Annotated in this window: 21 protein-coding genes and 1 tRNA gene; 12 read left to right on the top strand and 10 right to left on the bottom strand. The window is 48.6% G+C overall.

Annotated elements, in window-relative coordinates:
- Positions 1 to 525 precede the first annotated feature (525 nt).
- The 8 genes from E7746_RS03405 (at position 526) to E7746_RS03370 (ending at position 11,004) form a co-directional block, all read left to right on the top strand.
- Positions 526 to 2,268, top strand: a complete 1,743-nt coding sequence (locus E7746_RS03405; RefSeq protein ID WP_136409835.1) for a tetratricopeptide repeat protein — start codon at positions 526 to 528, stop codon at positions 2,266 to 2,268.
- A 67-nt stretch (positions 2,269 to 2,335) separates the two neighbouring features.
- Entirely contained in the window at positions 2,336 to 2,761 is a 426-nt protein-coding gene (locus E7746_RS03400; protein ID WP_136409834.1) for a DUF3244 domain-containing protein, read from the top strand.
- 93 nt (positions 2,762 to 2,854) lie between these two features.
- Entirely contained in the window at positions 2,855 to 3,085 is a 231-nt protein-coding gene (locus E7746_RS03395) for a hypothetical protein (protein ID WP_135945994.1), read from the top strand.
- Between the two features lie 77 nt (positions 3,086 to 3,162).
- On the top strand, positions 3,163 to 3,978 hold the full coding sequence (locus E7746_RS03390; RefSeq protein WP_135945993.1) for a GLPGLI family protein: 816 nt from the start codon (positions 3,163 to 3,165) through the stop codon (positions 3,976 to 3,978).
- A gap of 165 nt (positions 3,979 to 4,143) precedes the next feature.
- Complete coding sequence (locus E7746_RS03385; RefSeq protein WP_136409833.1) at positions 4,144 to 5,031, top strand: GLPGLI family protein; 888 nt, start codon at positions 4,144 to 4,146, stop codon at positions 5,029 to 5,031.
- An 80-nt stretch (positions 5,032 to 5,111) separates the two neighbouring features.
- Positions 5,112 to 7,637, top strand: coding sequence for a TonB-dependent receptor (locus tag E7746_RS03380; protein WP_136409832.1), 2,526 nt, complete (start codon positions 5,112 to 5,114; stop codon positions 7,635 to 7,637).
- Positions 7,638 to 7,747: 110 nt separating this feature from the next.
- The gene (locus tag E7746_RS03375) at positions 7,748 to 9,511 is read left to right on the top strand and encodes a hypothetical protein (RefSeq protein ID WP_136409831.1); all 1,764 of its coding nucleotides are present in this window, start codon (positions 7,748 to 7,750) and stop codon (positions 9,509 to 9,511) included.
- 80 nt (positions 9,512 to 9,591) lie between these two features.
- Positions 9,592 to 11,004 carry a DEAD/DEAH box helicase gene (locus E7746_RS03370; protein WP_136409830.1) on the top strand — a complete coding sequence of 471 codons (1,413 nt, stop codon included), beginning with the start codon at positions 9,592 to 9,594 and terminating at the stop codon, positions 11,002 to 11,004.
- A gap of 18 nt (positions 11,005 to 11,022) precedes the next feature.
- Here the strand turns inward: E7746_RS03370 and E7746_RS03365 are convergent, their stop codons facing one another.
- A complete protein-coding gene (locus tag E7746_RS03365; RefSeq protein ID WP_135945988.1) occupies positions 11,023 to 11,487 on the bottom strand; it encodes a hypothetical protein in 465 nt (154 codons plus the stop codon).
- Entirely contained in the window at positions 11,484 to 12,035 is a 552-nt protein-coding gene (locus E7746_RS03360) for an RNA polymerase sigma factor (protein WP_136409829.1), read from the bottom strand. Before E7746_RS03360 ends, E7746_RS03365 begins: the two co-directional genes overlap by 4 nt.
- Positions 12,036 to 12,203: 168 nt before the next feature.
- Between E7746_RS03360 and E7746_RS03355 the strand changes: the two genes are divergently transcribed.
- Complete coding sequence (locus tag E7746_RS03355) at positions 12,204 to 12,647, top strand: hypothetical protein (RefSeq protein WP_135945986.1); 444 nt, start codon at positions 12,204 to 12,206, stop codon at positions 12,645 to 12,647.
- A 361-nt stretch (positions 12,648 to 13,008) separates the two neighbouring features.
- On the opposite strand, the gene E7746_RS03350 is transcribed toward E7746_RS03355, so the two are convergent.
- The 3 genes from E7746_RS03350 to carA all read right to left on the bottom strand — a co-directional run bounded on the left by E7746_RS03350 (position 13,009) and on the right by carA (position 17,487).
- Positions 13,009 to 13,083, bottom strand: a tRNA-Pro gene (locus tag E7746_RS03350).
- Positions 13,084 to 13,158: 75 nt separating this feature from the next.
- Positions 13,159 to 16,389 (bottom strand): carbamoyl-phosphate synthase (glutamine-hydrolyzing) large subunit, encoded by a 3,231-nt coding sequence (gene carB / locus E7746_RS03345; protein ID WP_136409828.1) that lies wholly within the window; start codon positions 16,387 to 16,389, stop codon positions 13,159 to 13,161.
- A 27-nt stretch (positions 16,390 to 16,416) separates the two neighbouring features.
- Positions 16,417 to 17,487 (bottom strand): glutamine-hydrolyzing carbamoyl-phosphate synthase small subunit, encoded by a 1,071-nt coding sequence (gene carA / locus E7746_RS03340; RefSeq protein ID WP_123396043.1) that lies wholly within the window; start codon positions 17,485 to 17,487, stop codon positions 16,417 to 16,419.
- Positions 17,488 to 17,741: 254 nt separating this feature from the next.
- Here carA and E7746_RS03335 point away from each other — a divergent pair, with 254 nt between their 5' ends.
- From E7746_RS03335 to E7746_RS03325, 3 genes are read left to right on the top strand one after another with little or no spacing between them, the layout of a single operon-like run.
- Entirely contained in the window at positions 17,742 to 18,566 is an 825-nt protein-coding gene (locus tag E7746_RS03335) for a hypothetical protein (RefSeq protein ID WP_136409827.1), read from the top strand.
- Between the two features lie 39 nt (positions 18,567 to 18,605).
- On the top strand, positions 18,606 to 19,655 hold the full coding sequence (locus tag E7746_RS03330; protein ID WP_136409826.1) for an acyltransferase: 1,050 nt from the start codon (positions 18,606 to 18,608) through the stop codon (positions 19,653 to 19,655).
- A 48-nt stretch (positions 19,656 to 19,703) separates the two neighbouring features.
- Positions 19,704 to 20,288 carry an isochorismatase family protein gene (locus E7746_RS03325; RefSeq protein ID WP_238337315.1) on the top strand — a complete coding sequence of 195 codons (585 nt, stop codon included), beginning with the start codon at positions 19,704 to 19,706 and terminating at the stop codon, positions 20,286 to 20,288.
- 7 nt (positions 20,289 to 20,295) lie between these two features.
- On the opposite strand, the gene E7746_RS03320 is transcribed toward E7746_RS03325, so the two are convergent.
- Genes E7746_RS03320 through E7746_RS03300 form a run of 5 tightly spaced genes read right to left on the bottom strand, consistent with a single transcriptional unit; the run spans position 20,296 to position 22,266 of the window.
- A complete protein-coding gene (locus E7746_RS03320; protein WP_135947462.1) occupies positions 20,296 to 20,508 on the bottom strand; it encodes a hypothetical protein in 213 nt (70 codons plus the stop codon).
- A 16-nt stretch (positions 20,509 to 20,524) separates the two neighbouring features.
- A complete protein-coding gene (locus tag E7746_RS03315) occupies positions 20,525 to 20,728 on the bottom strand; it encodes a hypothetical protein (protein WP_135947461.1) in 204 nt (67 codons plus the stop codon).
- A 51-nt stretch (positions 20,729 to 20,779) separates the two neighbouring features.
- Positions 20,780 to 21,262 (bottom strand): DUF4252 domain-containing protein, encoded by a 483-nt coding sequence (locus E7746_RS03310; protein ID WP_135947460.1) that lies wholly within the window; start codon positions 21,260 to 21,262, stop codon positions 20,780 to 20,782.
- A gap of 4 nt (positions 21,263 to 21,266) precedes the next feature.
- Positions 21,267 to 21,767 (bottom strand): hypothetical protein, encoded by a 501-nt coding sequence (locus E7746_RS03305; protein ID WP_136409825.1) that lies wholly within the window; start codon positions 21,765 to 21,767, stop codon positions 21,267 to 21,269.
- A 10-nt stretch (positions 21,768 to 21,777) separates the two neighbouring features.
- Positions 21,778 to 22,266 (bottom strand): RNA polymerase sigma factor, encoded by a 489-nt coding sequence (locus E7746_RS03300; RefSeq protein WP_136409824.1) that lies wholly within the window; start codon positions 22,264 to 22,266, stop codon positions 21,778 to 21,780.
- Between the last annotated feature and the right edge of the window lie 4 nt (positions 22,267 to 22,270).

The following is a 22,270-nucleotide window of genomic DNA, read 5'->3' as shown; positions in this document are numbered from 1 at the left end:
AGCTGCAGAGCAGCTTAATAATGTTAGGCCCGCGCAAGGCCGCCGTTAGGCGTCCGCAGCACGGGTATAGGGTATAGGAATATTATAAGAAAAGGGCTACGTAGTTGCCCAATAAAACGCTCCACCCGCTAACGCCAATACCCATTGGATAACATTTTATTGGGCAGCTAACGCAGCCCTCGGGGATGGTGGGACACGCTATGACCTCACGCTGCACGCACCCAAAGGCGCGTTTGCATGAGGCTAACACTATTGAGCAGCTACGCAGCTCTCACGCTAACGCGAGGATTTGATAGTGTAGCGGAAGCCATACGGAGCACATGCAACCCGCAAGGGGTAGCATATCGATATATGCCATCAGTCCACGGGTGACGCTTCGCTCACCCGCGGTTAAACACATGGAATGCCTTCGGCATACTATCTTCGCATCCAGACATATATCGCATACGCACCACCCGCACCAGCAGGCCCCCCGCCACTTTTATTGGGCGAATTTCGCGGATTATTCGTATATTCGCGGAAGCTATGAAGCATTTGTTACACATATTCATCACCGTCGTGTGCTTCGCCGTCGTCGCCGGATGTGCCGACAACTCGCGTCTGCGCGACGACATCGACCGCGCCGGACAGCTCGCCGACACCCGTCCCGACAGCACAATCGCGCTCCTCGACTCACTGTCACCCGCCATCAAGCAAGCCGACAAGGCAACGCGGATGCGTTACGACCTGATGCTCATAAAATCACGCGACAAGGCCTACATCGAGCACCGCAACGACTCAATGATAGCCCCCGTCGTCGAATACTTCACCGACCACACCGACCCCGACCTCACTCCGCTTGCCCTCTACTACGCCGGACGAGTCTACAGCGACCTCGGCGACGCCCCCCGCGCCCTCGACTACTACCAGCAAGCACTTACTACAATCGGTGATGACACAATAGCGCACTATAACATCTACAAGGTTTGTCTTTCACAGATGTCCGAACTGTTTATGTATCAACGATTATATCGTTATGCTCTTGAATCGGCAGAAAAGGCGGTGGATTTCAGCAACGAATTGACACTGCCTATTGATTATTTATCCATTGGGAAATCTTATTCATTATTGAATGTTCACGATAGCACATATTTATTTTACAAAAAAGCTTATGAATTGGCATCAATGCGAGGTGACTCAAGTTTGATATATCGCGTTCAGCACCAATTTATTGAATATTATTATAAAATAGGCGATTTCAAAAAGGCAGACTCAATAATTTCAAAATTAAATATGGAATATATTCTGCAAGACAAAGAACAATTGTATTCCATAATTTCAAAAGTAAAAATTGCTAATGATAATTATAACGCAGCACTGCCATATTTAAAATGGCTCGTTGATAGCGGAAATATTCATGGTAAATGTTACGCCAATGCAGAATTGGCAAATTACTACTCTAAACAAGATGACGATTATAAGACATCTGTAAAATATTTAAATAAATACATCGAATTATTCGACAGCTCCACTAATTTACTTAAAATAGACGCAGTAACTAAAATTCAAGGTTACTATAACTATTCAATCAGAGAGAAAGAAAATAACGCTCTATTAAAAAAGGATTCAAAGAAGAATCTGCTTATTGTAATATTAGTTGGTTCCATCTTGCTTATTGTTTCAATTTTCTTATTCATTGTCAGGGACATACAGCGCAAGCGGCTTGACCTTAAATGCCGAAATTTCACACTACAGGAAATTATTGAATCTACAAGGAAAAACTCACAAGAACATTGCTCCAAATTGCAAGCTAAGATTGATGAACTTGAAGAATTGTTGAACAAAATAGAAGAGGTAAATTCGTCAGCGGTAATAATAAAATTGAAAAAGTCCAGAACTCTTTTGTCGGAAGCGATGTCAAATGCCGAGGAGCGCGCCGAAAATCACTTAAAGCTAATGAGTTCTCCTATTGTCATTGAATTCCATGATAGGTTAAGAACCGGGAAAAGGATATTACCATCCTCTCCTGAATGGAATGAATTGTCCCAGATTGTGGATGAATACAATCCCGGATTCATTGAGAAGTTAGTAAGTGTCTGTCGGCTATCTGATAGGGAAATGCAGATTTCATTGCTACTTAAAATCGAATTTTTTCCTATAGAAATCGCCGAATTCTTAGGCTTATCCCCAAGTGCCATATCATCCATACGAAAAAGACTGATGAAAAGAACATTCTCCGAAATTGAAAACGCACCAAAAAACTGGGATGAGTTTATTCGCTTATTATAAGCTAATTAATTCCTGCTGTAAAATTTTTGTAAAATGTGGTCTTTAACAAAATTCCCTTGTAAAATATTTGCGCAATGAAAAATTTGGATTAACAAATTTATTTTACTCTCTTTGCGATAACAAAATTTCAACTATTATAAAAAAGTTATTGCTACTACTGTTTTTGACTATTGGATTTTCATGTTATGCTGATGAAGTAAAAATAAGAACTAGCGAAAATGATGAATCCACAATTTGGAAAGGTAAGCGATCGCCTGCGCGATTGCCTCAAGTTACAATTGAAGGAAACAAGTTAACAATCTATCTGCTCGGAGAAGCTGAGGAGGTATCGATTGAAGTGTACGATGATTGTCAAAATCCGGTCGCCAACAATACTTACCAAGGCGATGAGATGATTGTGACATTCAATCTCACGGCACTTGAATCCAATCAATGCTACTACTTGTATTTGTCTATTGATGATATAAGCTATATAGGTGAATTTTGTTTTTGAAATATTTTTGATATAAATAAAAATCTTATTGGCCATTAAGCGCGATTTCGATGCGATATTCGATAATTTAACAATAATTTAACATCTGTAAATATGAAAAAATTTTTAATGTCACTTGGGTTTATAACAATATGCTTATCAGCGTTTGCAACTATTGAATATACGACTACTTGTGGGAAACAAGGATATACAGTCAATCAAAGTTATTTTGTCGATAATCCAAATGAATTTTGGAATTATTTGCTCGAATTAAATGAAATTGAATGTGGAGTTCCTGGTCCTGTGAAGTTCAAGTCTGATACTCCAATGGAGTTCCGTTTTTAATTAGAATAAACAATGAAAATTCAGTCGGGATTGAAAAATCCTGGCTGAATTGATTACGAACAATAATTTTATATAGTATGATTAGGTTTCTTAATATTGTTATATGTTTATTTTTTGTTGTAATGCTTAATGCTCAGCTGAGATTCCCGAAATCAGAGCGTATTGACATAAGCAAAATGAACATCATATATTCACATTCCATTGTGGATCCAGTATTATCAACAGAGCGGGAAGAATATGAAATCATGCAGATTGGCGATAAATATATTAAATATGATGATTACAATCGTTTTCGTGTTGATTCTGTAATGTTAAGTGTTGATTCAACTTCTATTACATTCATGGAACATGGTGAAATATACAATCGTTTTCTTCCTAAATCAGAGTTCTTGATTAGAGATGTGAAAAGTAATGATATCAATTTTTATGGGAAAGTTTTTATTGATTACTATATTTATACGGAAAATCTTCCCAAAATTGATTGGACATTGACATCTGAATCTGATACTGTTTGTGGCTTTTTATGCCATAAGGCCATGGGTCGTTTTCGTGGAAGGGACTGGACTGCGTGGTATTCCGAGGACATACCCATCAATGCCGGGCCGTGGAAATTTAATGGCTTACCGGGTGTTATCTTACGACTTGTAGATTCAACCGAAGAACATGAATTTGAGGCAATAACAATAAATGGTTTAAAATTTCCTATATTATTGACCCAGAGCAACAATCGTTTTGAAACAAATAGGGAAGAATATAATAAAAGCCTGACTGAGTACAAAATGAATCCGAGCGGCTCTATACAAGGGACTGAACTCGCTCCACGCAATGCTGATGGAACAGAAAAACAATTACCTAAACGCAGGCTGTTTCATAATCCTTTAGAAAAGGAGTAGAGAAGTAGATAAAACACTATTAATCGATGTTTTATAGGGCCAATTTTGTATTAAGTAGAAACCGGAGCAAAAAAACTACCAACTAAAGTTTTTAGGGTAAATCCTTGCATATATCAGCAATTGTTGCTTTATTTGCACATCAACTTAAAAATATAGTTTATTTGCATGGAAAAGGTATTGTTTCTTTTAATGGCATTTATGAGTCTTGCCGTTGCCGCCGATTGTCAAAACCGGGTAACAGTTCATCCCGACGGACGCATTGAGTATGATGGCGAGGCCGGCAACCGCATCACCAAATTGGGGAAATCGGAAGTCATCGATCACAGTGCGCTCGATGTTGTGTATCAGCACATCATCAAAGCTCCCACCTATTCCGAGCCCAGGTCGATATACGAAATAATGGAAGTGGGAAAGAATATCATAAAGTATGGCGGCTACAGCAATTATCGGTTGGACTCAGTGATAAGCACAATTGACTCAACAAAGATAACCAACAACGATTTCGGAAGATTGTATGCACGCTGGCGCGGGCCCAATGCTGTAAAGGAGTATATGTTCACTAATCTGGCCGAACGCAACATAACGTTTCACGGTCGCGTGTTCATAGACAATTACATCTATAATGAAGAGATTCCCGAGATTGAATGGGTTATGGCTGAAGGTGTCGACACGGTGTGCGGTTATGTGTGCCATGAAGCGGTGTGCGATTTCCGGGGACGGCGATGGACGGCATGGTATACCGACGACATAGCGTTGAGCAATGGCCCGTGGAAATTCAACGGGTTGCCCGGCCTGATACTGAAGATAGAAGACGCAACCGGCGACCACAAATTTTCGGCGATAACGGTACGCCACAGCGACCGACCGATTTATCGTGATGTAAAGGACCCGTTCACAATAGAGCGCAAAGAGTATAACCGCAGTCTTGCCGAATACATGAACAACCCGGCAGGAACAATAAGCGGCTCAGATCTTGCTCCCCGTAACGCCGACGGCTCGGAGAAGAAGCTGCCTAAACGCAAGTTATTTTTCAACCCCATGGAACTTGATTAACCATGACGAGGCTGTTGTGGGTCATATTGTTATGTCTATTGGTGCCGGAGGTGATGCAAAGCCGGGACCGGCTCACTGGGTTGGTGACCGACGATGCCGGAGAACCGTTGCCTGGAGTAGTAATAAAGGCTTACGACAGCAGCGGAGGTCGTCCGATTGCTTTCGGGACCTCCGATTCACAGGGTCGTTATGCGCTGAATATTCCTGAAAGGGCAGTGGTGAAACGTGTCGACTTCGCTCTCATCGGCTACCGGCAACAGTCGTTGACGCTTGAGCGATTGGCTTCACTAAAAAGCGTAGTCATGGTTTCGGCTCCGCTTGAGCTGAAGGAGGTGACGGTGAAGGTTGTTCCCATAAGGGAGTCGGGCGACACGTTAAAATATAACGTTGCGGCATTTCGCAGCGCATCCGACCGCACGATAGAAGATGTCATAAAGCGACTGCCCGGATTGTCGGTCGACGCTTCGGGCACAATATCATATCAAGGCGAGAATATCAACAAGTTCTATATCGAGGGGCTCGACATGCTTTCAGGTCGTTATGCTCTCGCTACAAAGAACATATCGGCCGACGACATATCGTCGGTTGATGTCTACGAGAATCATCAGCCCAAGCGAGTACTCAAGGGCATTGAATTTTCCGAGAAGGCAGCACTCAACCTCACACTGAAAAAGAAGCGCATGCTCAAGCCCATAGGCTACGTGAGCGCAGGAGCCGGTTACGGCGATGATGTGAAGTGGTCGGGCGAGCTATATTCGATGTTTATTTCACCCTCCAATCAGTCGCTCGTGACGGGAAAAGGCAACAACTTCGGCACAAGCTATTCGGGTGAAATGCAGGTGCTCACCGTCGGCATGTTTGACCGCTCCACAATAGCGAGCGGCATTTTCCCGTCGACTCCATTCGGAGTTCCCGACCTGCCATCGACGCGTTACAACGACAACCAATCGACCGCCGCATCGGTAAATGCGCTGACAAAGTTACGCACCGACCTCACGCTGACGGTCAACGCCGACTACAAGCGTGACCACAGCCGATTCAGCGCATCCAATGTAACGACCTACTTTGTGGACGATGACGAAAATCTGTCGGTCGACGAGCACAGCACCTCCATGCTGCACAACAACACCGGCAACGTGACGCTGCGGCTTGAAAACAACTCGGCAGGCAACTATTTCGCCGAGTCACTCAGCATTAAAGGCACATTCAATCGCAACCGTTACGGCTTGTCGGGTACATCGACGCTCGGCCAGTCACTGCGAAGCAACGATGTCACGCTATCCAATACATTCAACACCACAGTGCGTCACGGCGACAACCTGTGGCAACTGAACTCCGAGATAGTCTATTCAACCACTCCGCTTAACGCAATGAAAGTGACGACACCGCAAGGCATTACGACAATCGACCAAACAGCTACAGGACAAGCGTTTGCCACGCGTCACAGCACATCGTTCGGTTATGCGTTTTCGAGCGAGTCGATGACGGGTGTCGACATAGCGTTTGAGTCGGACTACAACAGCATCGTCACGCGTCTTGCACGTGACGGCGACAGCTCATCGGCCAATGACAATTCGGGCTACGCGCTTGTCACAACCCTATCGCCCTACTACAAGCTGCAAAAAGGCCGTTGGGTGTGGCGCACCGAGATTCCCGTGTCGCTACACAACATCCGCTATACCGACTTAATCGCCGACAGCCGCTACCGACACAACCGGTTGTATTTAGGCGCAAGCTCTTCGTTCAATTTCCGATTTTCCAACGGCGTGAGATGGGGCGTGACATTGGGTCGCAAATGCCGTGTAGGCACATTGACCGATTTCATCGTCAATCCCATCTTCACCTCCTATCGCAACAGCACCGTGCTCGGCACCGGATCGCTCAACGTGCGCACCACCCTGTCGGCCTCCACCTCGTTCAGTTTCCGCAACATAGTCAAGGGACTTTTCTGGAATGCACGCGCGAGCTACAGGCGCACGACCTCTCACCGCATTTCCTCCAGCGATGTAAGTGCCGATGAAACTGTGACCACACCCGAAGCTTCACGCAATCACATCGATGTATGTGACGCTTACGGACAGATAAGCAAGAATGTGCGGCGACTGCACACAACCTTCACACTTCGTGGCATAGTCAACCTGATGTGGCGTGACATGAAGCGGCAAGGCAATTTATCACGCGTAGGCACCGACCACTATGAGGTGTCGTTGAGCTCCAAGAGCAACATACTGAACGACATCGTGTCATTCGGGCTCGGTGTGCATTACTCGTTGTCAAACCGCCGCATAGGTGACGGAGATGACAACATAATCGACGGCCTTAACGGCACTTTCGACCTGTCGGTATTCCCTGTTAGGAGCCTTGAACTATTTACCCGCTGCTATTACAGCCGGGTGAAACTTACCGAGGGGCAATATCGGCAGGCAATGTACATCGACGGTGGAGCGCGTTACATGGCCGGAGCCTTTGAACTGGAATTGACCGCCAAGAACCTTACCGACGAGAGGGAGTATGCCTACACCGTCTTTAATGAGTATGACACATATCGTTACTCCTTTACACTCCGTCCCATAGAATTTCTGCTCCAATGCCGATATAAATTCTGAATATCAAGCTGATATTACGCACATTATGTTGTATAACATATCATTTATTTGAAAGCGTACGATTATATTCGTTATATTTGTCCGATTTCAAATCAATAATCGTAAATTATATGCTTGGAAAATTACGTAATGTCACATTGCTGTGTGTGCTGCTGCCTTTTATCTGCCATTCGGCCATAACCGGCCAGTTGATTGTTGGCGACGATGAAGTGAAATTCGCCATAAAGGATGTCACATCCCAGTCCACCCCGATTCTTGAACTGTCGTCGCACTCTGACTTCAGCCGCATCATGTACTCAAGCGATGCCGGCGTACTGTCGAGCAAAACCTATGTGTGGACCGTCAAATTCTCGGAACTCACCAACGGATTCTGCTACTGGCGCGTTATTGCCGGGGATGAATGCTACGACGAAGGCAACTCGTTCTACGTGACCAAAGGTAACGACCCTGATGAATACACCCCCGTAAAGGATGCGGTCAAATACCCCAAAGCCAAACTTGAAAACAAGAGTGAGCTGACGCTCGAATCGCTGTGGATAAGGTCGCAGAATATAGGTAACGGACTCTACAAATGCCATGACAAGCATCTCAGCATGACATCGGTACACTGCTTCAATCATGGATTTGTGGTGCGTGACGGTGTCATATATGTAAGTCGCGGATCGCTCAATGTCAGCTCATGGGATCATGACAAAAGCCTGTTGTGGCTCGACCGTTACGACCTCGCGACAGGTGAGGAACTTCCATTCCTCAGAATAAAGCTTCAAGGTGACGCCGATTTCACCGGCGATGATGTAATGCCTTGGATAAGGGAGGATGATGACGGCACAGTCTACTTCACATCGGCCAAATACTTCACCACCGCATCGACCGCCTACGCCCTCTACACAGTCGATATCGACAATCTGCTCGGCGAAGACGACGAGGTGGCCTATGCCTCCGAACAGCTGAAATTTTCGCTCAACGGCAACGTAAAAGGCGCGATGTTCTTCTCGGTGAAAGGGAGCATAAAGAACCGTCAGTACCAAATGTGGATGTCGCCCGGCATCACTTCATTGATGACATGGGACGAAATGAAGTTTGACATATACCGGTGGAGCGTCGACGGACGCAAAGTGCTGGAGGAGAAAGCAACGATAAGCGATGCGGCACTCGTGCTCAACAACAAGTCATCGTTTATGGGCGCGCTGGCCAAGGTCTATCCTGTCGACAATGATTACTTCTATCTGCACAACAACCGCGAACAGCGTAACCACGACTTCTTCTACCCCACTCTCTACCGATTTACCCCCAACGGACAATGCACCTTAGTAGGCTCGGTGAGCAACAACCCGAAACTCGCGCTTAGCGACTACTCCTTCTCGTCGGGGATGTCGATGCTCGATGTCAACGGAGCGTCACTTATCGCCTACGGCATTCCGATGAGCGGAGCATCGGCGGTGAGAATAGTTGAAACTCCGTCGTTTACCGACAATTTCTCGGGCCACAAGTCGCTGTGGGAGATAAATCCGGTGGGATTTTCATCGGACATGAAGCAGGGTTGTGAAGTGCAGTTCATTCCCGACGGAGGGGAAAGCCTCGACGGGCATCTTGTAATCTATGTTGCCAACGGCGGCATGGCCGTATATCGCCTCAAGGTAAAGCCCGACCCGCTGGGAATAGACGATGTCGAAGCTGAGGAATTTTCCTACCGCATCGACGGAACGACGCTTACTTTCAGCCGACAACTCGAACGCGCCGACCTCTACACCCTCTCGGGACGCAAAGTCAGGGGAGCAAGTCACGCTTCATCGCTGTCGATTGACGGATTGTCGCCCGACATATACATACTCACCGGACGCGGAATATCGCCCGTGAAAATTGCAATCAGGTGACACTATGTATCAAATAACTACAATAAGCTCGCCAAAAATGTGTAAATTTGCAGAAATAATGTAAGTTGACACAATTAACGATGAGATTTGACGAGCTTGACCTAAGCGACGACGTGCTCGATGCGCTTGATGCAATGCAATTTGAGGAGTGTACTCCAATCCAGGAAAAAGCCATAGGCGTAGTCCTTGAAGGACGCGACCTTATAGCCGTTGCCCAGACAGGAACCGGAAAAACCGCCGCCTACCTGCTGCCTATAATAAACCGATTGGCCGAAGGCGACTTCCCCGACGATGCCATAAACTGCATAATCATGGTGCCTACCCACGAGCTCGCACAGCAGATCGACCGTCAACTCGAAGGATTCTCCTACTACCTCTCGATAAGCAGCGTGGCAATACACGGCGGCACCGACGGCAAGGAGTTTGCCCGTCAGCAGCAGAGCCTTAAGCTTGGAGCCGATGTGGTAATCGCAACCCCGGGACGACTTCTCGCCCACATGAAGATGGGCTATGTCGACCTGTCGAGAGTGTCATGCTTCGTGCTCGACGAGGCCGACCGAATGCTCGACATGGGATTCTACGACGACATCCTACAGATTGTAAAGCAACTCCCCGCCGACCGTCAGACGCTGATGTTTTCGGCCACAATGCCTCCCAAGATCCAGCAACTTGCATCGACAATACTCAACGATCCCGCCGAGGTGAAAATTGCGGTGTCGAAGCCCACTGAAAAAATCGACCAATCGGCATTCGTGTGCTACGAAGGCCAGAAGACCGATCTTCTAAAGCATCTCTTCAAAACCTGTCACTCACGCCGCGTAATCGTGTTTGCCTCATCAAAGCTGAAAGTAAAGGAGCTGTCACGCGCCCTACGCCAATCGCATTGGAAAACCGGCGAAATGCACTCCGACCTCGACCAGCAGGCCCGCGAATCGGTAATGCTCGACTTCCGCGCCGGGCGCATCGACATACTCGTTGCCACCGACATCGTGGCACGAGGCATCGACATCGACGAAATCACAATGGTGGTAAATTACGATGTACCACACGAAGCCGAGGACTACGTGCATCGCGTGGGTCGCACGGCACGCGCCAACTCCGAGGGCAAGGCGGTGACATTCATCAGCGAGCGCGAGCAGTCGAAATTCGGCTACATAGAGCGATTCCTCGGCTACGAAGTACGCAAGGAGCCTATGCCAAGCCAATTAGGCGAAGCGCCCGAATATCATCCCGAAAAGAAAAAAGGCGGTGTCCGTAAAGGCAAGCCGGGCAATAAAGGCAAGTCACGCTCAGGTCATTCACGTGACAGAAAGCCGCGACAGCCTCAAAACAACCGTCCGACTGAAAACAATCATCCCAAGAGCGACTCACAGCCGCAGAATCCCGTAAAACCGGCAGCGACCGACAAGTCTGCCGAGGCCGCCGCAACCCAGCCAAAGCCTAAGAAACGACGCTACTACCATCGTCGTCGCGGGCCAAAAAATCCCGAATAAGCGGCATCCAAGGCCCCCCTATCGGCGAGTACCGTATTTACGCGCAATGACATTGCGCATCACCTTGTCAAGTATAAGCAAAACAGCCATGACGCCGAATGCCATGATGAAAATCACCGGTATTCGGCTAAGACTTTCACCGAACTCACGGAAATTATCCGACATCGACGGCATATCTACGGTAACATTGCTGAAAACTCCTAAAAACTCACTTTTAAGCGACGCTCCATAGAATCGGAGTATAGTCAGGACCCCTAAAGCCAGGAATGCCACTGCTATTATTATAGATACGATGAATGTACGGCGGTCGCTCCTGCGCTCCATGCGTCGCGACAACTCCTGCACACGATTCATCGTAGTGTATGTAAAGTTTGTAGGCAGCTTAGCCTCAAGCGTTTTGCCGCTCAATGCCTTGCGAATAGCCTTGTCGCCTTGCTTAAGGCCACCGGCTTTAGCCGGGTTGTCATGTGTCTTTCCTGTCATAACTTCTTCGTTTCAGTCATTAACAAATACAATTTCTTTCTTACCCGGTGGAGCTTGGTCTTGGCATTCGGCACCGAAAGTCCGGTTATGTAGGCAATGTCGCTGACCGACTGCTCCTCCATGTAAAACATATTGACCAACGCACGTTCATCGGCCGAAAGCCGCGCAATTGCATCGTTCAACTTTTCAATTTGCTCCTCACTGTCGTCATCGAGAGCCTCGTCGACAGCATTATCGGAAATAAGCGTCAACTGCCGGTCGTCGATAAGCGACTCAACAGGCACCGACCTGCGTGCAGCCGAAATGGCCGTATTGTAGGCAATGCGGTACAACCATGTGGCAAAAGTGCTCTTGCCGTTAAAGCTCGACAAATTCTCAAATGCCTTCATGAACACATCTTGAGTAAGCTCCTCGGCATCCTCAGGCTTGTCGATGATGCGTACAATAGTAGCAAACACTTGACGGCTATAAGTTCCCACGAAATATTCGTAGCGAAACGTGCGTCCGTTAAGTATCTCATCTATTATATGTGACTCATTATCGCGCATTACATCCCTTTAGACGCATGGTTGAAACTTAGGTTACAAAAATCGCAAAATTTTTTTTCATCATGAAATTTTTTGACAGAAAGTGTAACCTTTCAATACAAGCTGCGTCTAACCGAATACAACAACGAAAACAAATAATTTTTAACAACTCAAAAAATAATTACAGTTATGGATTTCAATTTCATCATTCCACAGGCTATCACAGCAATTGTATTCTACGGAATCTTTAAAATCATTCAACTATTTGTATGTCGCAAAGAGCGACTAATCCTCGTCGAGAACATGGCCCGATTAGCAGAATGTAAATCCGAAGGGCAGCCTATCGTCAACCTTCCGATAATCAACTACGGCTCGACTCCTATAAAATTCAATGCACTAAGATGGGGATGCCTCCTGTTTGGATGCGGATTAGGAATATTGGTTGGTTACATAATGTGCATCTACACAATTCCCGACTATTTTAATGCCGACAAATGGTGGCTTTCAACCTACACAAGCGTAATCTATTCCTGCTGCTTGTTCATCTTCGGTGGAGCATCATTGATAATATCATTCATCATCGAATACAAACTCGGCCTCAAAAAAGGCAACGAAGAATCAGGCCAACATTAAGCCGACAGCATCGAGCTACTGAATTGTGAAGTAAAACGGGCTGCGCCGCAACGTTAATTGCGTCGCAGCCCTTCTTGTGCTTGTCAATGAAGGAGCAGGTTTATGCAATCCGCCATCCAGTCGTCATCCTACGCTCTCCACGAGCAAATCCCCGCGTTAGCGCAAGAGCTGCGTAGCTGCTCAATAGAGTTAGCCTCATGCAAATGCGCCTTTAGGTGCGTGCAGCGTGAGGTCACATCGCGCCCTCCCCCAACCCCCACGGGCTGCGTTAGCTGCCCAATAAAAATGTCACGCAATGATTTGCGAACGGACATAAAAAAACGGGCTGAAATACAATGTATTTCAGCCCGTTACAAGGTTGTCGGGGTGGCGGGATTCGAACTCGCGACCCCCTGCTCCCAAAGCAGGTGCGCTAACCGGACTGCGCTACGCCCCGAATGCCTTTAAGCGAGTGCAAAGGTAAGAATATTATCCTACCTTTGCAAACCTTTAAGCCTATTTTTACTTATTTTTAGTATTCATCCCACGAGCGAATCTCGATGTCATCGACGGTCATTTGAGTGAACGAGTCGATAAAGGCCGAAGCCAATCGAGCATTAGTCAACAGCGGCACATTCAGGTCGATAGCTGCGCGGCGTATGCGATAGCCGTTGGTCAACTCGGTTTCCGAGAGGTTCTTGGGAATATTGACCACAAGGTCCACCTTCTTGTCATGCAACAACGACAGTGCCTGCGGCTCCATGTCGGGCTGACTCGGCCAATAAACCTTTATCGCGGGGATGCCGTTGTCGGTTAGGAACTGGTGAGTACCGCCGGTGGCATAGAGTGTGTAGCCGCTATTGTAGAGCGCATGGGCGGCATCGAGCATATCGGCCTTCTGCTTGGGTGTTCCGGTCGACAGCAGCACGCCGTTGCCCTTTGACGGAATCCTCATACCCACCGAAAGCATTGCCTTAAGTATGGCCTCATTGGTGTCGGCGCCTATACAGCCCACCTCACCGGTCGATGACATATCAACGCCAAGCACAGGGTCGGCACCTTGAAGACGCGAGAATGAGAACTGCGAGGCCTTGATGCCCACGTAATCGAGATCGAAGGCATTCTTGTGAGGCTTCTCGACATCATGACCGAGCATAACGCGAGTGGCAATGTCGATGAAGTTGAGCTTAAGCACCTTGCTCACAAACGGGAACGAACGCGATGCGCGCAGGTTGCACTCTATCACCTTTATGTCGTTGTTCTTGGCAAGGAACTGAATGTTAAACGGACCCGATATGTTGAGAGCCTTGGCTATCTTCTGACTCACCTTCTTTATGCGGCGAATAGTTTCGACATAAAGTTTCTGAGGCGGGAACTGGATTGTGGCATCGCCCGAATGCACGCCGGCAAACTCGATGTGCTCCGATATGGCATAGACCTTTATCTCACCGTTCTGGGCCACGGCATCCATCTCTATTTCCTTGGCAAACTGAATGAACTCGGTGACAACGACCGGATGCTCCTTTGACACATTGGCTGCAAGTCGCAGGAAGCGTTCAAGCTCCTCGTTATTGGAGCATACGTTCATCGCAGCACCCGACAGCACGTAGCTCGGACGCACCAGGACAGGGAATCCCACCTCATCAATAAACTTGTGAATGTCGTCAAACGAGGTCAATTCCCTCCATCGAGGCTGGTCGACTCCGATGCGGTCGAGCATGGCCGAGAACTTGTGACGATCCTCGGCATTGTCAATCGAGGTGGCCGATGTGCCGAGTATGGGCACTTCGGCGGCATCAAGACGGGTGGCAAGGTTGTTGGGAATCTGACCGCCCACCGACAATATCACTCCGTGAGGCTGCTCAAGATCGAGAATATCCATAACTCGCTCGTAGGTGAGCTCGTCGAAGTAGAGCCTGTCGCACATGTCATAGTCGGTCGACACCGTTTCGGGATTGTAGTTAATCATTACCGAACGCCAGCCCTCGCGCTTAACAGTCATCAACGCATTGACCGAACACCAGTCAAACTCAACCGAGCTACCGATGCGGTAGGCACCCGAGCCGAGCACCACAATCGACTTGTGGTCATGCAGATACTTGACATCATTGGCCGATGCATTGTAGGTCATATACAGATAGTTGGTCTTGGCCGGATATTCGGCACCCAGCGTGTCAATCTGCTTCACCACCGGAACAATACCAAGACTCTTGCGCATTCCACGCACCACATCCGATGCCTCGTGCGATGAGCTCCACACATCCTTCATGACAGCTCTTGCTATCTGGAAGTCGCTGAACCCCTGCTCCTTGGCCTGACGCAACAACGCCTCGGGCAGCTTGTCGACCGAGTCAAATGTTTCAAGTTCATCGGCAGTCATCACGATGTTGTGCAGCTTATAGAGGAACCAGCGGTCAATCTTGGTCAGTTCATGTATGCGCTCCAGGCTGTAGCCTTGGCGCATGGCTTTCGAGATGACGAATATGCGCTTGTCGGTAGGTTCCTTAAGGGCATGGTCGATGTCGGGAATCTTGATTTCCTTGTTTTCGACAAATCCGTGCATGCCCTGTCCTATCATGCGGAGGCCCTTCTGAATCGCCTCCTCAAATGTGCGGCCTATGGCCATGACCTCGCCCACCGACTTCATCGAGGAACCAATCTCACGCTTAACGCCATGGAATTTACCAAGGTCCCAACGTGGAATCTTCACCACCACATAGTCAAGGGCCGGCTCAAAGAATGCCGATGTCACCTTGGTCACCGAATTCTTCAAGTCGAAAAGTCCGTAACCGAGTCCGAGCTTTGCAGCCACGAAAGCAAGCGGATAGCCCGTAGCTTTCGATGCAAGAGCCGATGAACGCGACAGGCGGGCATTGACCTCGATGACCCTGTACTCCATCGAAGCGGGGTCAAAGGCATACTGCACGTTACATTCGCCCACAATGCCTATGTGTCGTATGATTTTTATAGCAAGCTTGCGCAGATAGTGGTAGTCCTCATTGGAAAGGGTCTGCGACGGAGCCACGACGATTGACTCGCCGGTGTGTATGCCGAGCGGGTCGAAGTTCTCCATGTTGCACACCGTTATGCAGTTGTCAAAACGGTCACGCACCACTTCATATTCAACCTCTTTCCAACCCTTCAGCGACTTCTCCACGAGCACCTGCGGCGAGAACGACAACGCCTTCTCGACAAGGGCTATAAGCTGCTCCTCGTTGTCGCAGAATCCGCTGCCGAGTCCGCCGAGCGCATAAGCGGCACGCACGATTACGGGATAGCCCAAATCGTTGGCGGCCTTTATGGCATCGGCTGTGGTGTTGACAGCCTCGCTCTTGATGGTCTTTACATTTATCTCGTCGAGCTTCTTCACAAACAGCTCACGGTCCTCGGTTTCCATGATGGCACGCACCGGAGTTCCGAGCACCTTCACGTTGTAGCGGTCGAGCACTCCGCTCTCATGCAGCGCGACACCGCAGTTGAGCGCGGTCTGTCCGCCAAACGCCAGCAGAATGCCGTCGGGGCGCTCCTTCTCGATAACCTTCTCCACAAAGTAGGGCGTCACGGGAAGGAAGTATATCTTGTCGGCAAAGCCGTCGGATGTCTGTACGGTAGCAATGTTAGGATTTATCAGCACGGTTGTTATACCCTCCTCCTTCATTGCCTTCAGAGCCTGCGAACCTGAGTAGTCAAACTCGCCCGCTTCGCCAATCTTCAATGCGCCACTGCCAAGAAGCAGCACTTTTTTTATCGAATGTGGATTCATCGTCATTTATATATTAAGTGCGTGTCGTTAAAGCATATTTACAAATTCATCAAAGAGAAATTCCGTGTCCTTGGGGCCCGACGAAGCTTCGGGATGGAACTGAGCCGAGAAGAAAGGCTTGCTCTTGTGGCGTATGCCTTCATTGGTTCCGTCGTTCATGTTGATGAAGAGCGGCTCCCAGTCATCGGGCAGCGTGGAGTTGTCGACCGCAAACCCGTGATTCTGCGACGTGATGAAGCAGCGGTCGGTTCCCGCTTGACGCACTGGCTGGTTGTGGCTGCGGTGTCCGTAGGCAAGCTTGTAGGTCTTCGCTCCGGCAGCCTTGGCAAGCAGCTGGTTGCCCATGCATATACCGCATATAGGCTTCCCTATCGCCATGGCCTTGCGCAGATTGTCGACTGTTTCAGCGGCCATGTCGGGATTGCCCGGGCCGTTGGATATGAACAGTCCGTTATAGGGTATTGATGTAAAATCATAATTCCAGGGAACGCGGATCACTTTTACGCCTCGGCGCGTAAGGCAGCGTATGATGTTGTGCTTCACTCCGCAATCGACGAGCACTACTGTCTTCTCGCCTTCGCCGTGCACCTCCACCTTATCGCAGCTCACTTTGGCTACAAGATTCTCGGCGTTAGGGTCGTAGAACGGAACATCCTCACTCCCCTCGACTATTATTTTTCCCAACATCGAACCGTGTTCACGCAGATGCTTCGTCAGCTCTCGGGTGTCTATTCCGTAGATTCCGGGGATGTGCTCCTCCTTGAGCCAGTCGGCAAGACTGCGGTCGGCCTGCCAGTGGCTGTGCTCCCACGAATAATCCTGAGCCACGATTGCCTTGCAATGGATGTGGTCGCTCTCATAGTATTCGCTCACATCATTCTTTTCACGCCGGGGAGGAACGCCGTAATTTCCAAGTATGGGATAGGTGGTAACTAATATCTGCCCCTCATAGGAAGGGTCGGTAAGACTTTCGGGATAACCCGTCATCGCGGTGTTGAACACGACCTCGCCCGAAGTTGAGGCCTCATAACCGAAGGATTTTCCCTCGAAAGTGGTCCCGTCCTCAAGAACAAGGACTGCTTTTTTTGTTTCGCGCATACGATAGAAAATAATATGTAGGAAAAATAAGTGTCACAATTCACAGGCTTTCTATCGTGAAAACCATGCAAAGGTAAGAAATTTTCGCTACACACTTAACCTTTTGCCATTAAAAATAATGTTTTTATGACAAATATCTTAAATTGCGTCGATTTGCGTTACCGAAAAATGAAATTAAGACTAAATAAGCCTCCGTCTATTGCCCGTATGCTTTTTTCGACTATTTTTGCAGTAATGATTATAGCATGACCTGAATGAAGCTCCGCAATGTCATCTTATCGGTTCTTTGTGTGCTGTCGTCGCTCACCGCCACGGCGCAAACCGAAGTGACCGACTCCCTGCTTCCCGACATTGACTCCCGGGAACTTCCCGGCATGACCGACAAGCCCGAATACATTGAAACTCCGGTAACAATGTCGCCGGTGATGTCACGCATGAACGATGTCGAGAACTTCAAGTATCATCGCATACAACCCCTGCACATAAGCATCCCTACCGACGGGCGCATCGCAATGTGGCATAACGGTGGTGTGTTCGGAGCGATAGCTGTCGACGAGATGCCGGGAATGATGGGCATCGAGAGCGGAAGCATAACGTTCATTCAGCAATTGGGACGATTTACGTTCACAACCCATGCCGATGCCGTGAAATACGGCTATTTCAACGGCCTGACCACATCCTACGGGATAGGAGGGTCGCTATCCTATCGCATCAACGACCGACTGAGCGTGACAATGTTTGGCAGCTACTACACTCCGGCGGGCAATGTCAATCCCGCCATGGCCGGCTATCTGTCGCTGCCGTCATTCGGAGGTTATGTCGACTATCGTTTCAGCGAACGTTGGGGAGTAAAGGCAGGAGTACAAAGCTATCGCGCATCCGACACCGGCCGCTGGCACACACAGCCCATGGTTATTCCCTACTATCGACTCTCGGAAAAGGCTGAAATAGGAGTGGATGTGGGAGGCATCCTCTACAACATCATCAGGTCATCGCGGGGAAAGTCATTCCAAAACGTGGGCAACCCCACAATTCCACCTCCCGTAGGCGGACCGCCTCCCGTGGCTCCACGCCGATAATGCAATCAATCACTCCGATTTATAACGCCTCTGACCAAAATGCAACCAGCCAATCACGCCTCACAAAGATTATCCAACATGGAACTGCTGCGCATCATCAGCATGCTGATGGTGCTTGCTGTACACTTCGACGGTGCTTCGTTGGGATTGCCTCAGCTGTCGGGCGATGTCGACAGGATGACCGGGCGTCAGGCATGGCAGCTTGCCACCGAATCCATAACAATAATAGGCGTGAACTGCTTCACGCTCCTTTCGGGATATTTCGGCATAAAGCTCAGGGTAAAGTCGGTTGCAGCCTACTTGTTTCAATGTATATTCTACGCTGTAGGCATCGCGACAGTTACAGCCATTGCGGCTCCCAATCTGATGGATTACGACCGGTGGCTTGAAAGCTGGCTTGTGCTGACCCACACCGACCTTTGGTATGTACCTGCCTATTTCGCCCTTATGCTCTTAAGCCCGTTCCTTAATGCCGGATTCTCGGTCATGTCACGCAAGAGCGCTGTAGGCGTCACGTTGCTGTTCATCCTGTTTAACATCTGGGCCGGCTGGTGGTGGGGAGGCAAATTCAACCCCACCGGCTACACCATAGTCCAGCTTATAATGATGTATATGACGGGCCGCACGCTTAGCCTGTTCCCCACCCTCGCCACAGGCTGCGGGCGCAACCTCACTATGGCATCGACAGGCTATGTCGCCGCCACTGCCGGAATATTCGTGACATCGCTCTATATGCCTTCGCTGAAAGCATTTGCCTACAACGCTCCCTTTGTTCTTTGCGCATCGGTAGCCCTGTTCATCACATTCATGAATCTCCACATGCAATCAAGGGCCATAAACTACATCGCACGCTCGGCATTTGCGGTCTATCTTCTTCACAAGTCGCCGATTATATGGACACAACTGATAAAACCCACCGTTTACCAATGGTGGCAGGAGCACTCGTTGTGGGAATTTTCATTGATGATGACAGGCTTGATGATTGTTGTCTACATTGTGGCTATGCTTATCGACCCGCTGCGCAGGATGTTGTCCGACATTTTCATCTCAACCGTCACGAAGTCGTTCAGGCGTGAGCATGCCGAGTGAACATTGCCGCGTCTTCAGCCATTATCTTGTTAAAAACAATCACTCACTATGACACGCCCAACTTATATGTCAGAATCGCTGCCGTCACGCAGGCTGTTGATGATCGTCGACCCACAGGTCGATTTCATTACCGGCACACTTCCTGTACCGGGTGCCGAAGCCGCAATGAACGACCTTGCCGAATACATAACGCAAACCAACGGTGACTACACGCTTAAGATAGTAACCGCCGACCGACATCCGTTCAACCATTTCTCATTCAAGAATTTCGGAGGGCGTTGGCCGTCACATTGCATTCACGATACTGTTGGCGCGGCTATATGGCAGTCACTTGTAAATCCGTTATACCTCACTGCCGGAGATGTAAGATTTTTCTACAAAGGTCAGTCGGCCGACATCGAGGAGTATTCGATATTTCAGAATCAGGAGGCCAAGGAGCGCATAGTGCGCATAATCAATAACGAGGGCATCGATCAGATAGACATTTGCGGACTTGCCGGCGATGTGTGCGTTCTCAACACACTTTGCGACGGCATCGACCTATTCGGCCGTGACATGTTCAACGTGCTGCTGCGCTTCTCCCCTTCACTCGACGGAGGCACCGCCCTCAACAACATCCTCAACCGCCCCTAAGTAATTGTCAGCGCATGCTGTAGATGAATAGCGACAGACCTGTTACCAACATGATGAAACCTATCCACAGGTAGAACCGATAGTTGGCCACTTCAGCTTGAGGGACAAGCGGATGGATTTTTATGCGCTGAAGACGGTAGAGCTTCTTCAGCCTCACATAGAGGCGCAGCCCCAATCCTGAAAACAACAACACAAGCCCCAATATTTTGTACACACTCATAACCGTTACGATTTAGTTATCCCCCATAAGTAATATAAGCTATCACACCCAAAGCAAACAAGCCATAGCCGGCATAGCGTATGGCATAAAGGAGTCGGTTATATCTCACCCATGCATCACTCCCGTGCTGCGCCTTTATCTTCAACGCGGCTCCCCACATTCGGCTGCCGGCCATGCAGGCAACGGCGGCTATAAATATGCTTATAATAGTCCATATCATAAGCATATAACAAGTGAGGAGCCGCGATGGTTGTCATCGACTAAAAAGTCGTTATTTTCCCTTTTTGTCGCCGACTTTAACAGCCTTTGCCGCCTCGTCAAGAGTCAATGTACCGTTCATTAGAACGACCAGAACCTCATCACTCTCTTCAACCAAAATGACATACTCGTTTGTATTGTTTGCCATCTTTTTCATGTAGATCTTCACATTCTGCTCGTCGTCATTGACACTCATCATAATTTCGTAACCGTTCTTCTGGTTTATGTTAAGCTCTTTTATCAGCTTATTAAGCTCGACTACCGAAGCGGGCGACTCGGCGTTAATAAGCTCAAGGCTATTAAGCTTCTTTATAACAGCCGACAGGTTCATATCGTCGGTCACATTCGCGTCGCCTGCCATCTGAAGCATGGCCTTTGACACATAAACGGTAGTTACACCCTTTATCTTCTCACATTTCTCAAAAAACTTGCTTTGAGCAAACGTTCCCATGGCGCAAAACACCGTAAGGAGCATGAAAATAATTTGTCGTTTCATAATTCTATATTTTATTAAGTTCTTCGTATAATAATTCTGTAGCGTCACAAGTTGTCTTTTCAGCGGTTTCAATTCCGGCCATACCCTTTTGCAAATTTGTTGACAACAAGGTCAAAGCCATTTTAGTGTGGGCATAAGCCTCTTCAGGCGTCATCTCCGATTGAGGCTCTGCCGGAACCGTGTTATTATAGGTCGTGGCACCGAATACGATCAAGGCACATGCTGCCGCAGCCGATACCCAGGTAAGCGACTTGCGCAAACGACGGCCTATGACATCGCCCCTTGACTTGGCAGCCTGCTCGTCGATCATGTCACACAGCCGCTGCTCCAGTCCATCGGGCACCTTTACATCGGCAAGCTGCATGAACATCTCCTTGTCGGGCAACAGCTCCTCTTCAACCTCGTTTTGACTGAAATAGTCAAGCAACGCCTTCTCCTCGGCCTCGGTTGTGTAACCGCCGTAGTAGCGGTCGAGCATTGATTTTATATCGTTTACAGTCATCATTTAATGAAGTTTAAAAGTTTGAAAAATGTTTTCGTATCGCCATGCGTCCACGGCTAAGCAGCACCCTCACGTTGCCGGGCGATTGCCCCGTGGCCGCCTCTATCTCTTCCATTTCGCATCCTTCAACATCCCTTAATGTCACGACCCGCCTTTGCATTTCGGGCAGTGTGTCGATAATCGACAGCACCTTAGTCGCACGATCGTGGTTCTCAAGTCGTGAAGCCATGTCGTAGTCGGGTTCACCGGCTCTCACATCGTCAATCACTTCATCATGCCGGCGATTGTTGACGAGGTCCATGCTCTCATTGCGCACAAGTGTCATAGCATAAGCTTCAGGACTTTCAAGAGCCGACAGCTTGTCACGCTTCTCCCAGAGCTTCATGAACACATTCTGCACCACATCCTCGGCATCGACGGCATTACCCGTCAGCCTGAATGCCAGCACATACATGCGTCGGTGGCTCGGCATCATAAGTCGTTTAAACGTGTCGGCGTTCATTGCA

It is taken from the genome of Muribaculum gordoncarteri (genome assembly GCF_004803695.1).
Lineage (GTDB): Bacteria > Bacteroidota > Bacteroidia > Bacteroidales > Muribaculaceae > Muribaculum > Muribaculum gordoncarteri.
Note: the sequence above shows the minus strand (reverse complement) of the source record. Positions and strands in the feature narration are given on the sequence as shown.

Bases quoted from the DNA above. Each gene is read 5' to 3' on its own strand.
- E7746_RS03405 (WP_136409835.1), top strand. From the start codon at position 526: ATGAAGCATTTGTTACACATATTCATCACCGTCGTGTGCTTCGCCGTC.
- E7746_RS03395 (WP_135945994.1), top strand. From the start codon at position 2,855: ATGAAAAAATTTTTAATGTCACTTGGGTTTATAACAATATGCTTATCA.
- E7746_RS03390 (WP_135945993.1), top strand. From the start codon at position 3,163: ATGATTAGGTTTCTTAATATTGTTATATGTTTATTTTTTGTTGTAATG.
- E7746_RS03385 (WP_136409833.1), top strand. From the start codon at position 4,144: ATGGAAAAGGTATTGTTTCTTTTAATGGCATTTATGAGTCTTGCCGTT.
- E7746_RS03375 (WP_136409831.1), top strand. From the start codon at position 7,748: ATGCTTGGAAAATTACGTAATGTCACATTGCTGTGTGTGCTGCTGCCT.
- E7746_RS03370 (WP_136409830.1), top strand. From the start codon at position 9,592: ATGAGATTTGACGAGCTTGACCTAAGCGACGACGTGCTCGATGCGCTT.
- E7746_RS03365 (WP_135945988.1), bottom strand. From the start codon at position 11,487: ATGACAGGAAAGACACATGACAACCCGGCTAAAGCCGGTGGCCTTAAG.
- E7746_RS03360 (WP_136409829.1), bottom strand. From the start codon at position 12,035: ATGCGCGATAATGAGTCACATATAATAGATGAGATACTTAACGGACGC.
- E7746_RS03355 (WP_135945986.1), top strand. From the start codon at position 12,204: ATGGATTTCAATTTCATCATTCCACAGGCTATCACAGCAATTGTATTC.
- carB (WP_136409828.1), bottom strand. From the start codon at position 16,389: ATGAATCCACATTCGATAAAAAAAGTGCTGCTTCTTGGCAGTGGCGCA.
- carA (WP_123396043.1), bottom strand. From the start codon at position 17,487: ATGCGCGAAACAAAAAAAGCAGTCCTTGTTCTTGAGGACGGGACCACT.
- E7746_RS03335 (WP_136409827.1), top strand. From the start codon at position 17,742: ATGAAGCTCCGCAATGTCATCTTATCGGTTCTTTGTGTGCTGTCGTCG.
- E7746_RS03330 (WP_136409826.1), top strand. From the start codon at position 18,606: ATGCAACCAGCCAATCACGCCTCACAAAGATTATCCAACATGGAACTG.
- E7746_RS03325 (WP_238337315.1), top strand. From the start codon at position 19,704: ATGACACGCCCAACTTATATGTCAGAATCGCTGCCGTCACGCAGGCTG.
- E7746_RS03320 (WP_135947462.1), bottom strand. From the start codon at position 20,508: ATGAGTGTGTACAAAATATTGGGGCTTGTGTTGTTGTTTTCAGGATTG.
- E7746_RS03315 (WP_135947461.1), bottom strand. From the start codon at position 20,728: ATGATATGGACTATTATAAGCATATTTATAGCCGCCGTTGCCTGCATG.
- E7746_RS03310 (WP_135947460.1), bottom strand. From the start codon at position 21,262: ATGAAACGACAAATTATTTTCATGCTCCTTACGGTGTTTTGCGCCATG.
- E7746_RS03305 (WP_136409825.1), bottom strand. From the start codon at position 21,767: ATGATGACTGTAAACGATATAAAATCAATGCTCGACCGCTACTACGGC.
- E7746_RS03300 (WP_136409824.1), bottom strand. From the start codon at position 22,266: ATGAACGCCGACACGTTTAAACGACTTATGATGCCGAGCCACCGACGC.